Below are 16,406 nucleotides of genomic sequence, written 5' to 3' on the forward strand. Positions count from 1 at the left end.
CGTGGGTCGCGGATCAGAGCTCCAGCCGCCCGATCGCCTTGGCGCAGGCGGCCGGCGTGCCGCCGCCGCGCACGAGGAAGGGCAGCTCGCCCCAGGGCCCGGAGTCCTTGGGGCAGCCGTTGCGCAGCGTGCCGCCGGGGCAGGCGCAGCCCTTGGTCTTGACCAGCTTGTCCAGCGTCTGCGTCTGCTGCGGGCTGAGCTTGGGCAGCTGCGGCGCGAAGACCAGTTGCAGCGCGTTGGCCGACGCGGCGTCGCCGCCCGGCACGGGGCCGAGCAGCGTCGTCATGGCCTGCACGTCCTTGAGCGCGACCGCCGGCTTGGCGCCCTTGGCGCGGCGCAGGTAGTTGAGCGCCACCTCCATCGCCGCGTAGCCCCGAGCCGACGAGGTGGTGAAAGGCTTGCGGAACGCCGCGCCATAGGTGTTGGCGATCTGGTCCCAGCGGGCGCGGTCCACGGTCAGCACCGGGCACAGCACCGCGTCGACGCGCTCCGACAAGGTGGCGTCGAAGTCCATCCAGCAGGACGTGCGGGCGCTGATGCGCAAGCCGGTCTCGCGGCGCAGGCCGGCGGCGATGCGGTCCGCGGCGTTGAGCTCGATGCGGCCCAGCTGCAGTTGCAGGTCCTGGTCCTTCACGCGCTCGGCGTTGCTGGAGATGAAGGGGATGCCCGCCGCGCGCAGCGCGTCGGCGCCGGCGTTGAGCTCGCACCAGTTGCCCAGGACGACGTCGACCTTGGCCTGGATCAGCTCCTTGCTGGCGGCCTCGGCCTTGCGGGCGTCGCAGCCGCTGTCCTTGACGACCAGCTTGGGCGCGGCGTCGCCGGGCCAGGTCTTGAGGGCCAGCGTCATGCCGAGCTGCAGCTGCTCCGCCTGCTCGGGGCTGGGGTAGCTGGCGGGCAGGATGACGCCGATGGTGGCGGCGCCGGCGCTGCCGGCCAGGCCGAGCAGCAGCGCGGCGGCCCAGGTGTTCAGGTCAGGCAGCAGGCCGCGTCGTGTGGATGCGGGCGCGTGGCCCGCCGTGGTCGGGCGGGTGGGCGTGACGGTCATGGCGATCCCCCTCGGGTGGGGCCCCTCGAGGGGGCTGTTCTTCGGTCGAGGCCGGAGGTATCGCCTGTGCGAGACGCGCGCGCACCGTGGTTTTCCCGAGCTTCACGCGATGCCCACGCCCCGGACGGGCCGGGGCGGTAAAGCGTCACGATCGTGGCGGCCGGTGCGGCAGGCGCGCAACGCCTGCCGGGACCGTCACCGGGGGATCAGAAGCCTTGCAGGACCAGCTTGCCGCGCTGGCGCTGGCTTTCCTGCAGCGCGTGGGCGCGCTTGAGCGAGGCGGCATCGATCGTGCCGACCACCTCCGACAGCGTGGTGCGGACGCGGCCGGCGTCCACCAGCGCCGCGACCTCGGCCAACAGGCGGCCCTGCGCGGCGATGTCGTGGGTCGCGTGCATGCTGCGCGTGAACATCAGTTCCCAGTGCAGCGACAGCGACTTGCCCTTCAGCGCCATGACGTCCAGATCGGCCGGACCGAAGTCGTCGATCATGGCCAGCCGGCCCTGCGGCTCCAGCGCCGCCACGAAGTCAGCGAAGTGCTGCGGGGTGTGGGTCAGGCTGGTCACGTAGCGCAGCGGCGGCACGCCGGCCTGCTGCAGGGCGGCGATCTGCGGGGCCAGCGGCTCGCGGTGGTTGATCACGTGATGCGCGCCCAGCGCGCGCAGCCACTTGCCGCCTTCGCCGTCGGGTTCGGAACTGGTGCCGATCACCGTCAGGTGCTGATGGCGGCGCGCCAGCTGGACCAGGATGGAGCCGACACCGCCCGCCGCGCCCGTGACCAGCAGGCTGACGGGGCGCTCGGGCTGCTGCTGCACCTGCAGGCGGTCGAACAGCAGCTCCCAGGCGGTGATCGCGGTCAGCGGCAGCGCGGCGGCCTCGGCGTCGCTCAGCGTCGTGGGGGCCGGGGCGGCGATGCGATGGTCCACGCACTGGAACTGCGCGTTGCTGCCGGGGCGGGTGATGTCGCCGGCGTACCAGACGCGGTCGCCGACGGCGAAGCCCTGGACCTCCGGGCCCATCGCGCGGACCGTGCCGACCGCGTCCCAGCCCAGGATCACCGGCGTGGCGCCGTCCGCGCTGGCGCGGCGCATGCGGACCTTGGTGTCGACCGGATTCACGGCGATGGCGCTGATCTCGACCAGCAGGTCCTTGGGACCGGGGGCCGGCATCGGGAGGTCGAGGTCGATGAGCGACTCGGATTCGGCGATGGGCAGCGATTGGAAGTAGCCGACGGCTTTCATGGGGGCTCCTGGAGAGGGGACGGGATGGTGGGGTGATGGCGGCGCGGTGGGGCCGCGAACGATGGAGCGCATCTTGCGCGCCCGCGGGGCATCAAGTAAGCGTGGAGAATCGCTTTCAGTTTCAACCCGCGATTGAAGATCACGCCATGGACATCGAGAACACCGCCGAGTTGCGCCTGCTGATCGAATGCGCCCGCGGCGGCAGCCTGACGGTGGCCTCGCGCGAGATGGGCATCACGCCCGCCGCGGCCAGCGCGATGCTGAAGAAGCTGGAGGCGCGGCTGGGCGTGCGCCTGGCCGAGCGCAGCACCCGCGCGCTGCGGCTGACCGCCGCCGGGGAGCGCCTGCGCGACTATGCGCAGCGGGCCTTGGAACTGCTGGACGAGGGCCTGGCCCTGGTCACCGAGGGCGACGCGCCGGACGCCGCGAAGCATGGTCGCGGCGCGGCGCTGCGGGGCCGCATCCGCTTGAGCGCGTCCAGCGACCTGACCCGCCGCATCGTGCTGCCGCTGCTGGACGACTTCCTCGACCGCCATCCCGGCGTCGAGCTGCAGCTCAACGTCGGCGACGCGCTGCAGGACGTGGTGAGGGACGAGGTCGACCTGGCGCTGCGCTATGGCGAGCTGGCCGACTCGCGTCTGGTGGCGCGCAAGCTGCACGATGGCCGCCGGCTGCTGGTCGCGTCGCCGGACTTCCTGAAGCGCCACGGGCGGCCGTCACATCCGTCGGACCTGACCCGTTTCGAGTGCATCCGCTTCAAGATCGGCGACCGGCTGGAGCGCGACTGGCGCTTCTGGCGTCGCGACGCGCCGCCTCTGATGCCGGTGGACGTGACGGTGCAGGGCCGGCGCACCGCCGACGACGGCGGCATCGCGCATCAATGGGCGCTGGAGGGCCGCGGCCTGACTTACAAGAGCGAGCTGGACATCCGCGACAGCCTGGCCAGCGGCGCGCTGGTGGAAGCGCTGCCCGAGTGGATGGGGCGGCCCATGCCGCTGCACGCGCTCATGCCGAGCCAGCGCTTCCTGCCCTTGCGGGTGAAGGCGCTGGTCGACCATCTGGCGGAGGGGCTGCGGCGCGAGGCGCCGCGCGCGGGCTGACGCGCGCCGGCCGGCGCGCGTTGGGGGCGATCAGTGCTTGTGGTCGCCGTGGCCGCCGTGCATGTCCTTGGCGCCCTCGCTCGCGGCGGCGGCCGCGGCGGCCGGCGACCGGGCGGCGGCCTGCACCTGCACGCTCATGCGCATCTTGTCGGCGCCTTCGAAGACCAGGGTCAGCGGCACGGTCTCGCCGTCGGCGATCGGTGCCTTCAGCTTCATCAGCATGACGTGGTAGCCGCCGGGCTTGAGCTCGACCGTCTGACCCGCCGGGATGTCGAGCGCGGAGACCGGGCGCATGCGCATCACCGAGCCGTCCATCGCCATCTCGTGGACCTCCGCCACCTCGGCGACCGGGGTGCTCACCGACACCAGCTTCACCGCGGTGGGCGACTTGATCTGCATGAAGGCGCCGGTGGCCTTCTGCTGCGCGACGGTGGCGCGCACCCATTGGCCGGTCACGACCACCTGCGCCTGGGCCAGGCCGGCGCACAGCAGCAGCGCCGGCAGCGCGGCACGCGCGAGCGAAGCGATCGAGAAGGGGCGGGAAGCGGAAGTGGAGGAACGGAAGTTCATCGTGGCGTCCATCTGGGGTCCGGGGTTGATCGGTGCCGTTCCATGGGGGAAGGCGAGCCGCGAGTATCGTCCATGCCTCCCGCCGCGCGCGTGCGGCCGGCGCGCCGTCGCGCGCGGTCAGGCCCGGCGCGACTCCGGCATCAGCGCGTCCGCGTCGGCGAGATAGCGGCGGCGCGCTTGCTCGTCGCGCAGCTTGCGGGCCTGCAGCCGCGCCTGGCGGACCAGGTCGGTGGCGCTGAAGGCGTCGCCCTCGTCCAGCGCGTGGCGCGCCCACAGCAGCAGGAAGGCGCAGCGCTGATCGGGCGGGATCTGCGAGTGGCGCGCGCGGCAGGCGGTCCAGCGCTGCTGGGCGAGCTCGCCATAGGAGGCGGCCGGCAGCGGCAGGCCCTCGCCGGTGGCGAGCCGCTGCAGCGCGGGGAAGTCCAGCCGCGCGAAGGCCGCCAGGCGCAGCAGGAAGATGGTGTTGAGCAGCGAGCTGCGGCCCAGCTGCCAGCGCGCGCACAGCGCGTCGCTCAGCAGCAGCCAGCGCAGCGCGTCCTCGAGGCCGGGGCCGTCGGCCGCGAGCAGGCCGGCCTCGGCGAGCTGGCCCAGCGTGTGCGCGAGGTTGGCCGCGCAGACCTGCAGCGCGTCGGGCAGTCCGCCCAGCGAGGCGCCGCGCAGGGCGTCGCCCAGGCTGGCGAGCGACTGCGTCGCCAGCGCCGCGTCGCCGCGCGCGACCGCCAGCTCGCGCAGCACGATGCCGCGCAGGTTGCCGTGGTCGCAGCGCAGTGTCGGATCGGCGCCGAGCACCTCGAGGTCGACCTCGTCGAGCTTGTCCAGCGCCGCGGCCGGCTGGCCCAGGCTCCCGTACCAATGCCAGGCCGCGAGGATGGCGACGCGAGCGCGCAACTGGCGGCGTTCGGCGCGCGGCAGGCGGGCGTTGTTGAGCGCGTGACCCAGGTCGCGCAGCTCGTCCTGCAGCGCGGCCCAGTCGCCGAGGCGGCGCGCGATGCGGGCGCGGCGCAGGCCGAGCGCGGCCGCCGCGGCGGCATCGCCCTCGGGCAGGTGGGCGGCGGCCTGCTGGACCGCGAGGCGGGCGGGATAGAGCTCGCCGCGGTCGAGCTGGAAGTCGGCCCGGGCCAGCGCCTCCGCATAGCCCAGCGGCAGGAGCGGGGCGGCGGCCGGCGCGCGCACCGGCCGCTGCTGACCCAGCCAGCCGGCGAGCGCCTCGCCCTCGGCGGGCGCGCCCTCGATCTCGAAGCGGCAGGCGGCCAGCAGCGGGGCGTTCAGCCAGAAGGGGCCGCTGCTGCGGGCGCTGGCTTCGATGAGCGGGGCCAGCGGGCCGTCCTCCAGCAGCGCCAGCGCGCGCCACACCTGGGTGCGGTGGAGCTCGGCCATGCCGGCGATGCGCTCGCACAGGTCGGCGCGGGCGCAGGGGCTGTCGACGCGGGCCAGGCCCTGCTCGTGCGCCTGCAGCAGCGCGGCCAGCAGCTTGGGCAGCAGGCGGCTGCGCAGCTCGGGCAGGCCGTCGATGCGCAAGCCGGTGGGCTGCAGCTGGATGCGGTGGAGCGGGGCGGGGTGGGTCATCGGCAGCGCATTCTGCGCGGGCGGCGGCGGGCGTGTGACGCGGGGCGCGTAACGGGCGTTACGCCGGCGCGTTACGCCGGCGCGCGGTGAGGGGACGGTCGCGGTCCGTCATCGGAGGAGCCTCATCGGTCGGCCGGACGCCGGGGCGAGGCGCCGTCCAGCGCGTCGGTCCAGACGCCGGCGCGGAGCTGGTCCTGCAGCGCGCGATGGTCGCGGGTGTAGTGGAGCTCGGTGCCGTCGGGCACGCCCAGCGTCGGCAGCAAGGCCTGCAGCACGCGGCGGGTGGTGTCGAGCGCGTCGGACTCGATGTCCACGCGCAGGAAGGCCAGCGGACGCATGCGGCCCGGCGGCGCGTCGCCGAGCGACTCGCCCCAGCCCAGCACCGATCCCGCGTCGGCGTCGCGCAGCGCGAGGTCGATGCGGTCCTCGAGCCCGTGGTCCGCGGGGAGCGCGTGGGTGGGGAGCTTCAGGTAGAGGAAGGCGGCCGGCATGGCGGCGATTGTGCGCCCGGCGTGGCGCGATGTCCCTGATCGACGTGTCGCGCGGCCCGCCGCCGCGGGCGTGACGCGCCATCGGCGTGACCGCGGGCTCGCGATTTGCCGAAACGGGTGATCGCGACTCGAGGAGAACGCCATGGTGGCGAATGAAGCGTGGTATCCGGAGGATCAGGTCGGCGGCGTGGTCCGCGGGGCGACGACGTCGGCGGTGTCGTGGGCGGCCGTGCTGGCCGGCGCGGCAGCGGCCGCGGCGTTGTCGCTGATCCTGTTGCTGCTGGGAGCGGGCCTGGGCTTGTCGGCGGTCTCGCCCTGGTCTGGGGACGGCGCCGGCGCGAAGGCGCTCGGCGTGGCCGGCATCGTGTGGCTCGCGCTGACGCAGATCGCGGCCTCCGGATGCGGCGGCTATCTGGCCGGCCGTCTGCGGGTGCGCTGGCGGGACACCGATCCCGACGAGGTCCATTTCCGAGACACCGCCCATGGCCTGCTAGCCTGGGCGGTGTCGACGCTGTTCACCGCCGCCGTGCTGACCGCCTCGGTGGGCGCGGTCGTGGGCCTGGGCGCGCAGGGACTGGCGGCGGGCGCTGCCGCGGTGGGGCCGGGGGCCGTTGCCGCGGCGGCTGGCGCGACGGGCTCGGCCGCGGCCCGCGACGAGGGCCCGATGACCCGCGCGGGTCGCGAGCGCGATGCCTCGGCGCCGCTGAGCGGCGATGCGCTGGGCTACTACGTCGACACGCTGCTGAGGCCGGTGTCGATGGCGCCGCCGCCGACCGGCACCGCGACGGGCGGCAGTGGCACCGGCGGATCGGCCGGCGCCAACAGCGCGACGCTGCGAGCCTGGCCCGATGCCTCGATGGTCCATGCGGAGTCCAACTCCACCGCCGCCCTGAACCGGCTGATGCTGCGCGCACTGCGCGATGGCGGCGTGCTGTCGCCGGAAGACGCGCGCTACGCGTCGCAGCTCGTCGCGCAGCGGACCGGACTGACGCCACCCGAAGCGGAACGCCGCGTCGCGGAGACGCTGCAGCGGGCGCGTGCCGAGGCCCAGGCCATCGAGGTGCGCGCCCGTGATGCCGCCGACACGGCGCGCAAGACTGCCTTGCAGACGGCGCTGTGGATGTTCGTCGCGCTGTTGATCGGCGCCTTCACCGCGAGCCTGCTGGCCACCGTCGGCGGCCGGCAGCGGGACCGCGTCGAATGACGCGCGTCTCGCCCACTGATTCACCCCAAGCCTCTCTCGAAGGAGAACCCCGATGAGATCCATCCTTCTCTATCTGCTGGGCGTCCCGATCCCGATCATCATCCTCATCGCGTTCCTGCGCTGAGGTCGGCGGATGCGGCAGGGGCCGAGCGACACGGCGGTCGCCCGGCCCCTTTCCATTGCGGCGCGTGGTCGCGGCACGCGATCAGCGCGCGTCGATGCCGTCACGCGCCGCGCCCTCGTAGGGGCTCCACGCGCCGGGACGGTGGGCGAGCCGGTCCGCGACGATGCGCAGCACGGCGGGGTTCCAGCACAGGCCGCAATGGCTGCCGTCCACCTCGACGTTCTCGATCATCGGATGGTCCTCGGGCTGCAGGCAGGCCTGCCACGCCACGACGCCGTCGCTGCGGCTGTAGATCGAGGTCGTGGGCACGGGCGGCGCCGCGATGAGGCGCGCCTTGAACGCGTCCTCGAGCACCGGCAGCGTGCCGTTGACCCAGCGGTAGAGGAGGCTCACGTTGGTCTGCGCGGCCTCGCCGGTGATGGGCGTGCCGATGGTGAGGACCTGCCGCACCGGCAGCGCGATGCGCTTGGCCACCTCGCGGGCATAGATGCCGCCCAGGCTCCAGCCGATCAGCGAGACGGGCTGGGGCGCGTCGGCGACCAGCGCCTCGATGTCGGTCGCGAGCGTGTCCAGCCAGGCGTCGATGTCGCCCATCGGCCCGGTGTTGACGCCGCGGCCCCAGTCGCGGGCCGCGTAGCCCAGGCCGTGGCAGAAGCCCACCAGGGGGGCGACGGACTGCGCGTCGGCGGCCAGGCCGGGAAACACGATGACCGGATGCCCGTCGCCGGGCGCATGGCCGCTGCGGTCCATGAGGCGGCAGCTGGCGTATTCCATCGCCGCCCTCAGCGGCTCGATGCCGAGCAGCGCCCAGGACGGGGAGGGGATGAGGGCGGGCGCCGCGGGCAGGGCGTCGGGGAGGGCGGTGATCTTCTTCATCGGCGTCGGGGCCGAGCCCGTCGGGGAGGCGGGGCGGGGCGGAGGAAGGACAGTTGAGCCCATCTTTCCCGATCGCGGCCCGTGTGTGCACCCCCCGGATGGAGCAGTTTGACGTCAGACCTGGCCTACAGGAGGGGCCCTTTCCAAGGGGAGGGCATCTGGGTGTGCAGCCGGGCGAAGCGATCGATGTGGACTTCGACGGCGGCTCAATGAAAGTCCCGGCTCTCCGTCCTCAATCGGCCCAGCATCGGCGTGAGGTCCTCGAGGTGGCCGGCCACCAGGTTGCGCACCCCGCCGCTGCGCTGCCAGCGTCCCCGCACCGCCATCAGCCGCGCGTGCAGCATGACCTGGCGCTGCTTCGTCCACAGGTCGCGGTGGACGATGACCTGGATATCGCCCGTCTCGTCCTCCAGCGAGATGAAGATCGTCCCCTTGGCCGTCGCCGGCTGCTGCTTGACGGTCACGATGCCGCAGGCGCGCACGGCCCGGCCGTTCGGCGCCTCGTTCAACTCGCGCGCGCTCAGCAGCCCGCGCTCGCGCAGCGCCGGCCGCAGCAGCGCCAGCGGATGGCGCCGCAGCGTCAGGCCCAGCGAGGCGTAGTCGAAGACGATCTCCTCGCCCTCCGGCGCCTGCGGCAGCGCCAGGAAGTCCTCCTGCACCGGCGCCCTCGCCAGCAGCGGCGGCGGCGCGTGCTGCGCGGCCGCGTCCCACATCTGCTGGCGTCGATGGCCGCTGAGGCTGGTCAGCGCGTCACCCGCGGCCAGCGCCGTCATCTGCTGCTGGTTCAGGCCGGTGCGGCGCGCCAGGTCCTCGGCATCCTCGAAGAGGCCACCGCGACGGCGCTCCCGGCAGATCCGCTCCGCGGCATCGCGCTGCAGTCCCTTCACCAGCCGCAAGCCCAGCCGCACGGCGACCCGCCGCGCAGGCGCGCCGTCCAGCGCCGCCGCTCCGGCCGTCGTCTCGGCATCGACGGCGCGGGCATCGAACTCGTCCTGCGCCAGGTAGGGATCGTCCAGCTCGTCCTCGATCTCGATGCCGTCGGCGTCACGCGGGGCCTGGAGGTCCGTGTCGGCGCCGCGCCGCGCGCCGCGGATGACGCGGCCGTCCTCGCGTTCCAGCGTGCAGTGCCAGTCGCTGCGCATCACGTCCGGGGGCAGCACGACCACGTTGTTGCGGCGCGCGTCCTGCACCAGCTGGCTCGCCGAGTAGAAACCCAGCGGCTGCGAATTCAGCATGCCCGCGAGGAACTCCGCCGGTCGGTGCTTCTTGAGCCAGCTGCTGTTGTAGACCAGCAGCGCGAACGAGGCCGCGTGCGACTCCGGGAAACCGTACTCCGAGAAGCCCTTGATCTGTTCGAAGATCGCCTGCGCGAAGGACAGGTCGTAGCCGCGCGAGGTCATGCCGTCGACGATCTTCGCGTAGTACTTCTCCACGCCGCCCTTGCGCCGCCAGGCCGCCATCGATCGCCGCAGGTCGTCCGCCTCGCCGCCGGTGAAGCCCGCCGCGATCATCGCGATCTGCATCACCTGCTCCTGGAACACCGGGATGCCCAGCGTGCGCTCGAGCACCTGCTCCAGGCCCTTCTGGTAGGGGATCGACTCCCCGCGTCGACGCATCTCGCGCCGCTGCAGGTAGGGATGCACCATGCCGCCCTGGATCGGACCGGGCCGCACGATCGCGACCTCGATGACCAGGTCGTAGAAGCGCTCGGGCCGCAGGCGCGGCAGCATGCTGCGCTGCGCGCGGCTCTCGATCTGGAACACGCCGATGGTCTCGGCGGCCTGGATCATCCGGTAGGTCGCCTCGTCCTCGGCCGGGATGTCGGCCATCCCGAAGGGCCGGCGGTCGTTGCGGACGATGAGGTCCAGCGTCTTGCGGATCGCCGTCAGCATGCCCAGCCCCAGCACGTCGACCTTGAGCAAGCCCACGGCGTCGAGGTCGTCCTTGTCCCACTCGATCACCGTGCGGTCCGGCATGGAGGCGTTCTCCACCGGCACCATGCGCGTCAGCGGCCCCTGCGTCAGCACGAAGCCGCCCGGATGCTGCGACAGGTGGCGCGGGAAGCCGAGCAGCTCCTTCGTGATCTCGACCAGCTGGCGCACCGCCAGGTCGTCCGCCTCCAGGCCCGACTCGCGCAGCCGCTCGGCATCGATGGTCTGGCCGTCCCACCACTGGTGATTGCCGGCCAGCCGGTCCAGCACCTCCAGGTCGAAGCCCAGCGCCTTGCCCACGTCGCGCAGCGCGCTCTTGACCCGGTACGAGATCACCACCGCGGCCAGCGCGGCGCGCTCGCGGGTGTACTTGCCGTAGAGGTACTGGATGACCTCCTCGCGGCGCTCGTGCTCGAAGTCGATGTCGATGTCGGGCGGCTCGTTGCGCTCCTTGCTGATGAAGCGCTCGAACAGCATCCGCATGCGCGAGGGATCGATCTCGGTCACGCCCGTGCTGTAGCAGACGATGGAGTTGGCCGCGCTGCCGCGCCCCTGGCACAGGATGCCTTGCGAGCGCGCGAAGTGGACGATGTCGGCCACGGTCAGGAAGTAATGCTCGTAGCGCAGCTCCTCGATCAGCGCGAGCTCGCGCTCGATCTGGTCGAGCGCCTGCGGCGGGATGCCCGCGGGCCAGCGCCGGCCCGCGCCCTCGTAGGTCAGCCGGCGCAGGTGGCTGGCCGGCGTCTCGCCCTCGGGCACCACCTCGGACGGGTAGTGGTAGCGCAGTTCGTCCAGGCTGAAGTCGCAGCAGGCGGCCACGCGCAGCGTCTCGGCCAGCAGTTCGACGGGGAAGGCCAGCGCCAGCCGGCCGCGCGAGCGCAGATGGCGCTCGGCGTTGCGGTCCAGCGCCTGGCCGCACTCGGTGAGGCGCTTCCCCAGCCGCGTCGCGGTCAGCACGTCCTGCAGCGGCTTGCGGCTGCGCACATGCATGAGCGCGTCGCCCACGGCCACCAGCGGGATCTCGGTCAGCGCCGCGACCTCGCGCAGCCGCAGCAGGCGGATCTCGTCGTCGATCTCGCGGGTCTGCGTCACGCCCAGCCAGCAGCGGCCGATGAAGCGCGACAGCAGCCAGCGCGACATCGCCAGCAGCGGTGCCGCCGTCGCCAGCCGGTCCGGGCAGGCGACGACGACGCAGTCGTCCAGCGCGCGTGGACCGATGTCGTCGAGCGTGCAGCGGTAGCTGCCTTTCTCCGCCGAGCGCCGCAGCCGCGAGATCAGCTGGCACAGGTTGCCGTACCCGTTCAGGTTGCAGGCCAGCACGATGAGCGTGAACGGCGGCTCGGCGTCCGGGGTGGCGCCGTCGCGCGGATCGATGCGCAGTTGGCTGCCGACCAGCAGCTTCAGCCCGGCCTTCCTGGCCGCCACGTGCGCGCGCACCACGCCAGCCATCGAGCATTCATCGGTGATCGCGAGCGCGGCATAGCCCAGCTCCTTCGCGCGCCCGACCAGTTCCTCGGGCCAGCTCGCGCCGCGCAGGAAGCTGAAGTTGCTGAGGCAGCGCAGCTCGGCGTAATCGGGCAGTGTGGCGCTCGCCCCCGCGTCCGGGGCGATCTCCGGGCGGGAGGCGGCCTCGTCGGCGCGCCCCCGCCCGCGATCGCGGTGGCGATCGCCGGAGTCGGGCGGATGAACGGGTTCGGCGGCCATGGCGGGGAACCCGGTTCAGGCGTAGACGCCATGCAGGAACCAGGCGCTGCCGCCGTCCTCCAAGGGCTGACGGAAGAGGGCGACGACACCGGCGTTGTCGTTGACCGCGAGCCAGTAGTCGCGCACGACGTTGCGGTGGCCGCTGGCCTGCGCGGCCGCGTCGGTGGCGGGATCGATCGCGGTGAAGACCGGCGCCCCGGTCGCCACGGACGCGGCGGCTCCGGTGGCCGTGGGAGGCGACGCGTCCGACGCGCGCGTCGGCACCCGGTCCCACCAGCCCCCCTCGACCCGGTCCGGGCCGATCAGCAGCGTCAGCGGGCCCTGGTAGTGCGGCCGGTGGTCGCGCAAGGCCAGGCGCAAGGGCGGCTCCAGCAGGAAGGCGGGTTCGGGCATGGCCGGCGCGGCGCACGTGGCCGGGCGGCGACGGCCCGCGCCGCGACCGTCGGCCGCCGGCCGCCAGCGCGTCATCCATTCGAGCCGGTGATCGTCGCCGGCGACGGGCTGCAACACGCGCTCCGGTCCCAGCCGCGCCGCGATGCGCTCCAGCGTCAGGTAGAGCGACTCGCCGGTGCGCACCGCGTCGGGCAGCAGGGAGGCGCTTTCCTCGGTCAGGGCCTGCACGCCGACGGCCTCCAGCCGCAGCTCGCCGACCGGCGCCAGCAGGCGGGTCTTGGCCAGGTGCTCGGCCATCAGCCGGCAGAAGTGCTCGAGCTCGCGGATCGGCTCGGCGGTGCGGATCGTCAGCGAGCCGCCATCGCCCGCGTCCTTGGCGCGCATCGAGTCGTGCACCCAGTGCAGCGTCACGCCGGTCGCGCCCGCATGACGCGCGGCCAGCCAACCGCACAGCCGCATCAGCAGCGGCCGCGTGCCCATCAGCAGCGCGGGCGCGTGGTCCTCGCGGCTGGGCAGTTCGAGGCGGGCGTGGAAGTCCTCGGGCAGGGCGACCCAGGCGTGGGCTTCGGGGCGCAGGCCGTAGGCCTGGTCCAGCATCGCCAGCAGCGGCGCGCCGAAACGCCGGCCGATGCCGCCGCGCGGCAGCGCCCGCAACTGGCCCAGCGTGTTGATGCCGGCGCGGCTCAGCGACTCGGCGTGCTCGGCGCCGGCGCTCATCGCCTGCAGCGGCAACGGATCCAGCACCGCCTGCAGCAGCCGGCCGCCCAGGTCCTGCACGCCGCAACGCGCCAGCACCAGCGCGGCGGTCGCGCTGGGCGCCCAGCCGATGCCGATGGCGCCCAGATCGGGGGCCTCGTCGGCGATGCGCGTCTTCAGCGCGGGCAGGCCGCGGAACAGCCGCAGGCTGGCCTCGACTTCCATGACGACGGCGTCCTCCATCAGCGCCACGCGCGGCGTGAACTGCAGGCACCACACGGCCAGCCCCGATTGCGCGTCCGGACAGATCCCCCAGGGATGGTCCGGCGGCGCGGCCGGGTCAGCGACCGGCGCCGGCGGACGAGGCGGCAGGATCAGCGCGACCCACAACATCGGTCAGCTCCGGGAACAGGGCGAGCGCCGAGGGCGCGCGCGAGGCGTCGGACCCGGTCTCCGACAGGGTCGGGGACCGGACGGCGAGGCGGGGCTCGGCGGAGGCCGGCACGGGCTGCACGGGCGGCACCGCCGGCACGACCGGCCGCATCTGGCTGGGCCGTGTCACGCGCGGCGTCAGCACGCGTTCCAGGCCGCCGGGAATCGACGCCAGCTTCAGCGGCGTCTCGTGGGCGGGGCCCTTGCGCTTGAGGATCGCGATGTCCAGCGCCCAGTCGATGTCGACGGTCACCTGCAGCCGCAGTGGCGCGGGCGACGGGTCGTTGCGCGCCGACAGCGGCCGGAACAGGAACACCGGTCCCTCGAAAGACTGCGCCAGCACTTGCAACCGCCGCAGCTGCTCGGGCGCGGCCTGCGGGATCCAGGCCAGTACCGCGCCGGCGGCGTTGGACTTGATCAACTGCTCGGCGCACCAGAGCCGCTCGGAGGGGGCCTGGGCCTGGATCCAGACCAGGCGGCGCTCGTCCAGGCCGAGGTGCATCAGCCCCGGCAGGTGCGGGCGCTTGGGCGGGCCGACCATCGCCACCGCCGCGCCGTCCGCGACGACGCGCCGCAGCGACGGCCCCACCAGCCGCCACTCGGCCAGCGAGAACTGCGGCAGCAGCACCTCGGTCAGCTGACGGCCGGGCCAGCCGCCGCCGGGGAGCTCGCCGTCGAGTGCATCGAAGCCGCTGGGCCAGATCGTGTCGGTCCCCCGGCCCAGCGCGTCGCCGCGCCACAGGGCCTCGGCCACCGCGGGCGGAATCGCCGTGAGGGCCGGCTTCACGGCCTGCTGCGCCGCATCCCGGGCGAGGTTCTGGGTGGGGGAGTTCAGCGCCGCGTGGGGGGGCGTGGCGGCGTCAACGGGGGGATCGGTGAAGGAGAGCGAGGCCTCCCCCCTGCCGAGCAGCGGGGACGGACAGCCCTCCCCGAGAAGCAGGGATGACATGGCAAGTCGGCTGAATACTGTATTTACATACAGTATATGAGGTCGACCGACTCGTCCAGGTGGGTTTACAACTCAGGCGGGGGTGGTGGGCGAAGCATCCGGCGTGGGCGCGAAGCTCAGCACGAATCGGGTGCCGCCTTGCGCCGGCGCTTCCAGGCTGACCACCCAGCCCAGGTGCTCGGCCACGCGCTTGACGATGGCCAGGCCCAGGCCCGCGCTGCCCGCGCCGGCCGGATCGACCTGCATGAAGCGGTCGAAGATGCGGTCCCGCACGGCGCTCGGGATACCGATGCCGGTGTCCTCGATGACCACGCGCCCGCATTCCAGCCGCACGTCGACGCGGCCCTGCTCGGTGAACTGGCAGGCGTTGCGGATCAGGTTGCCGACGGCGATCGCCGCCAGCTCGGGCCGGGCCGGGACCTCCAGCGTCGTCGCGTCGGGCTCGGCATGCAGCGTCATCTCGACGGCCTTGCCGCGCAGCAGCGGCCGGCAGCGGTCCATCTCCTGGCGCAGCAGCGGCAGCAGCGCCGTCGGCGGCGCGCCGGTGCTGGCCGGGTCGCGCGACAGCAGCAGCATCGCCACGACGCGCTCGCTGGTGTCGGCGGCGGTGCGGCGGATGCGCTCGGCCAGCTCGACCAGGTCGTCGCGGCCGCTCAGGCGGGCCTTCAGGATCTCGGCCGCGCCCAGCATCACCGCCAGCGGCGTGCGCAGCTCATGGCTGACATCGCCGGTGAACCAGCGCTCCCGGTCCAGGTAGCGCTGCTGGGCCTCGGTGCTCGCGGCGAAGGCGCGGGAGAGCACGCCCAGCTCGTCGGTGGAGTCCAGCAGCGGGTAGGCGCGCGGCGCGGCGCCGGTCTCGACGGCCTGCGCCAGCGCGGTGACCGGGGCCACGATGCGGCTGGCGGTCAGCTGCGCCAGGAACAGCGCCAGCCCCAGGCAGGCGACGAAGGCCAGGCCCAGCAGGCCGTAGACGCCGGCCTGGATCTTGTCGAAGTCGGCGTCGCTGTCGGTCAGCACGAAGCGGGTGCCGAGATCGTCGCGCAGCAGCGCGTTCACCTGGGTGCCGTCCTGCGTGACCGTGTAGCGGCCGGGCGGCTTGTCGCGCAGGTCGGCCGGGATGGCCTCGCCGCGGTAGAGCGTGACGCTGGGCGGCAGGTCGGGCGGCAGGTTCTGGTGGGCGAGCTCGACCAGCGAGTCCGCGGTGCGGCTCAGCCGCTGGTCGATCAGGCGGTCCTCGATGCTGGAGGCGATGTTCACCGCGGCCACGGCGAAGGCGCCGCAGACCAGCAGGGTCAGCAGGAGGAACGCCGCGGCGATGCGGGTGCGCAGCGTCGTGGGCGCGGCGGCGGGCCGCGCCTCGCGGCGGGCCGGACGCCGGGCCTCAGGCGGCACTGGTCGCCTCGGGCGACACCAGGCGGTAGCCGATGCCCGGATGCGTCTTCAGCAGCGGGATGGGGAAGGGCTTGTCCAGCGCCGCGCGCAGCGCGTGGATGTGGGTGCGCAGGGCGTCGCTGTCGGGCGGGTCGTTGCCCCAGACCTCGCGCTCGAGGTCCTCGCGGCGCACCAGCTTGGGGGCCTCGCGCAGCAGCGCGGCCAGCAGCTTGTAGCCGGTGGGCGTGAGCTGCAGCGGCTTGCCGGCGCGGGTGGCTTCCAGCGTGTCGGGATCGAAGTTGACGTCGGCGTAGCTGACGGCGGTGCTCAGGTGCAGGCCGTGGGAGCGGCGCACCAGCGCCTTGAGGCGGATCTCCAGCTCGACCAGCGAGAAGGGCTTGACCAGGTAGTCGTCGGCGCCGCTCTCGAAGCCGGTGACCTTGTCGGAGATCGTGTCCCGCGCGGTCAGCATGAGGATGGGGGTGGGGCGGCGGAAGTCCTTGCGCAGGCGCCGGGCGACGTCCAGGCCGTCCAGGCCGGGCAGGGTCAGGTCCAGCACGATCGCGTCGTAGGACCCGGCGGCGGCCTGCGCCAGTCCGCCCAGGCCGTTGCGGGCCACGTCCAGCTCGTAGCCCATGGGCTCGAGGTAGGCGAACAGGTTGGCCACGATGTCCGGGTTGTCCTCGATCACCAGCAGCTTCATCGCGATGCTC

The 16,406-nt window shown here is 73.4% G+C and carries 13 protein-coding genes; 2 read left to right on the top strand and 11 right to left on the bottom strand.

The window, feature by feature from the left end; all coding sequences use genetic code 11:
- Nucleotides 1-13: 13 nt before the first annotated feature.
- A complete protein-coding gene (locus MCHT01_RS25960) occupies nucleotides 14-1,045 on the bottom strand; it encodes a type 1 periplasmic-binding domain-containing protein (protein ID WP_067061633.1) in 1,032 nt (343 codons plus the stop codon).
- 206 nt (nucleotides 1,046-1,251) lie between these two features.
- Nucleotides 1,252-2,286 (bottom strand): zinc-binding alcohol dehydrogenase family protein, encoded by a 1,035-nt coding sequence (locus MCHT01_RS01955; protein WP_067061635.1) that lies wholly within the window; start codon nucleotides 2,284-2,286, stop codon nucleotides 1,252-1,254.
- Nucleotides 2,287-2,432: 146 nt separating this feature from the next.
- On the opposite strand from MCHT01_RS01955, the gene MCHT01_RS01960 reads away from it, so the two are divergent.
- Nucleotides 2,433-3,386 (top strand): LysR family transcriptional regulator, encoded by a 954-nt coding sequence (locus tag MCHT01_RS01960; RefSeq protein ID WP_067061638.1) that lies wholly within the window; start codon nucleotides 2,433-2,435, stop codon nucleotides 3,384-3,386.
- 30 nt (nucleotides 3,387-3,416) lie between these two features.
- On the opposite strand, the gene MCHT01_RS01965 is transcribed toward MCHT01_RS01960, so the two are convergent.
- The 3 genes from MCHT01_RS01965 to MCHT01_RS01975 form a co-directional block, all read right to left on the bottom strand.
- A complete protein-coding gene (locus MCHT01_RS01965; protein WP_067061920.1) occupies nucleotides 3,417-3,956 on the bottom strand; it encodes a copper chaperone PCu(A)C in 540 nt (179 codons plus the stop codon).
- 117 nt (nucleotides 3,957-4,073) lie between these two features.
- On the bottom strand, nucleotides 4,074-5,522 hold the full coding sequence (locus tag MCHT01_RS25965) for a hypothetical protein (RefSeq protein ID WP_067061639.1): 1,449 nt from the start codon (nucleotides 5,520-5,522) through the stop codon (nucleotides 4,074-4,076).
- A gap of 122 nt (nucleotides 5,523-5,644) precedes the next feature.
- Nucleotides 5,645-6,013, bottom strand: a complete 369-nt coding sequence (locus MCHT01_RS01975; protein ID WP_067061642.1) for a hypothetical protein — start codon at nucleotides 6,011-6,013, stop codon at nucleotides 5,645-5,647.
- A gap of 142 nt (nucleotides 6,014-6,155) precedes the next feature.
- Between MCHT01_RS01975 and MCHT01_RS01980 the strand changes: the two genes are divergently transcribed.
- Entirely contained in the window at nucleotides 6,156-7,217 is a 1,062-nt protein-coding gene (locus MCHT01_RS01980) for a hypothetical protein (protein ID WP_067061645.1), read from the top strand.
- Between the two features lie 205 nt (nucleotides 7,218-7,422).
- On the opposite strand, the gene MCHT01_RS01985 is transcribed toward MCHT01_RS01980, so the two are convergent.
- The 6 genes from MCHT01_RS01985 to MCHT01_RS02010 all read right to left on the bottom strand — a co-directional run bounded on the left by MCHT01_RS01985 (nucleotide 7,423) and on the right by MCHT01_RS02010 (nucleotide 16,396).
- Complete coding sequence (locus MCHT01_RS01985) at nucleotides 7,423-8,217, bottom strand: esterase/lipase family protein (protein ID WP_067061648.1); 795 nt, start codon at nucleotides 8,215-8,217, stop codon at nucleotides 7,423-7,425.
- 206 nt (nucleotides 8,218-8,423) lie between these two features.
- Nucleotides 8,424-11,852: an error-prone DNA polymerase gene (locus tag MCHT01_RS01990; RefSeq protein WP_084451620.1), complete on the bottom strand. Its 3,429-nt coding sequence runs from the start codon at nucleotides 11,850-11,852 to the stop codon at nucleotides 8,424-8,426.
- Between the two features lie 15 nt (nucleotides 11,853-11,867).
- Entirely contained in the window at nucleotides 11,868-13,334 is a 1,467-nt protein-coding gene (locus MCHT01_RS01995) for a Y-family DNA polymerase (protein ID WP_084451622.1), read from the bottom strand.
- A complete protein-coding gene (gene imuA, locus MCHT01_RS25970) occupies nucleotides 13,282-14,322 on the bottom strand; it encodes a translesion DNA synthesis-associated protein ImuA (protein WP_148661343.1) in 1,041 nt (346 codons plus the stop codon). The genes MCHT01_RS01995 and imuA overlap by 53 nt, the downstream gene beginning before the upstream one ends.
- Before the next feature lie 72 nt (nucleotides 14,323-14,394).
- Nucleotides 14,395-15,714, bottom strand: a complete 1,320-nt coding sequence (locus MCHT01_RS02005) for a sensor histidine kinase (RefSeq protein ID WP_067061650.1) — start codon at nucleotides 15,712-15,714, stop codon at nucleotides 14,395-14,397.
- Entirely contained in the window at nucleotides 15,704-16,396 is a 693-nt protein-coding gene (locus MCHT01_RS02010) for a response regulator transcription factor (protein WP_067061653.1), read from the bottom strand. Before MCHT01_RS02010 ends, MCHT01_RS02005 begins: the two co-directional genes overlap by 11 nt.
- Between the last annotated feature and the right edge of the window lie 10 nt (nucleotides 16,397-16,406).

It is taken from the genome of Mitsuaria chitosanitabida ATCC BAA-476 = NBRC 102408 (assembly GCF_001598255.1).
Taxonomy (GTDB): domain Bacteria; phylum Pseudomonadota; class Gammaproteobacteria; order Burkholderiales; family Burkholderiaceae_C; genus Roseateles; species Roseateles chitosanitabidus.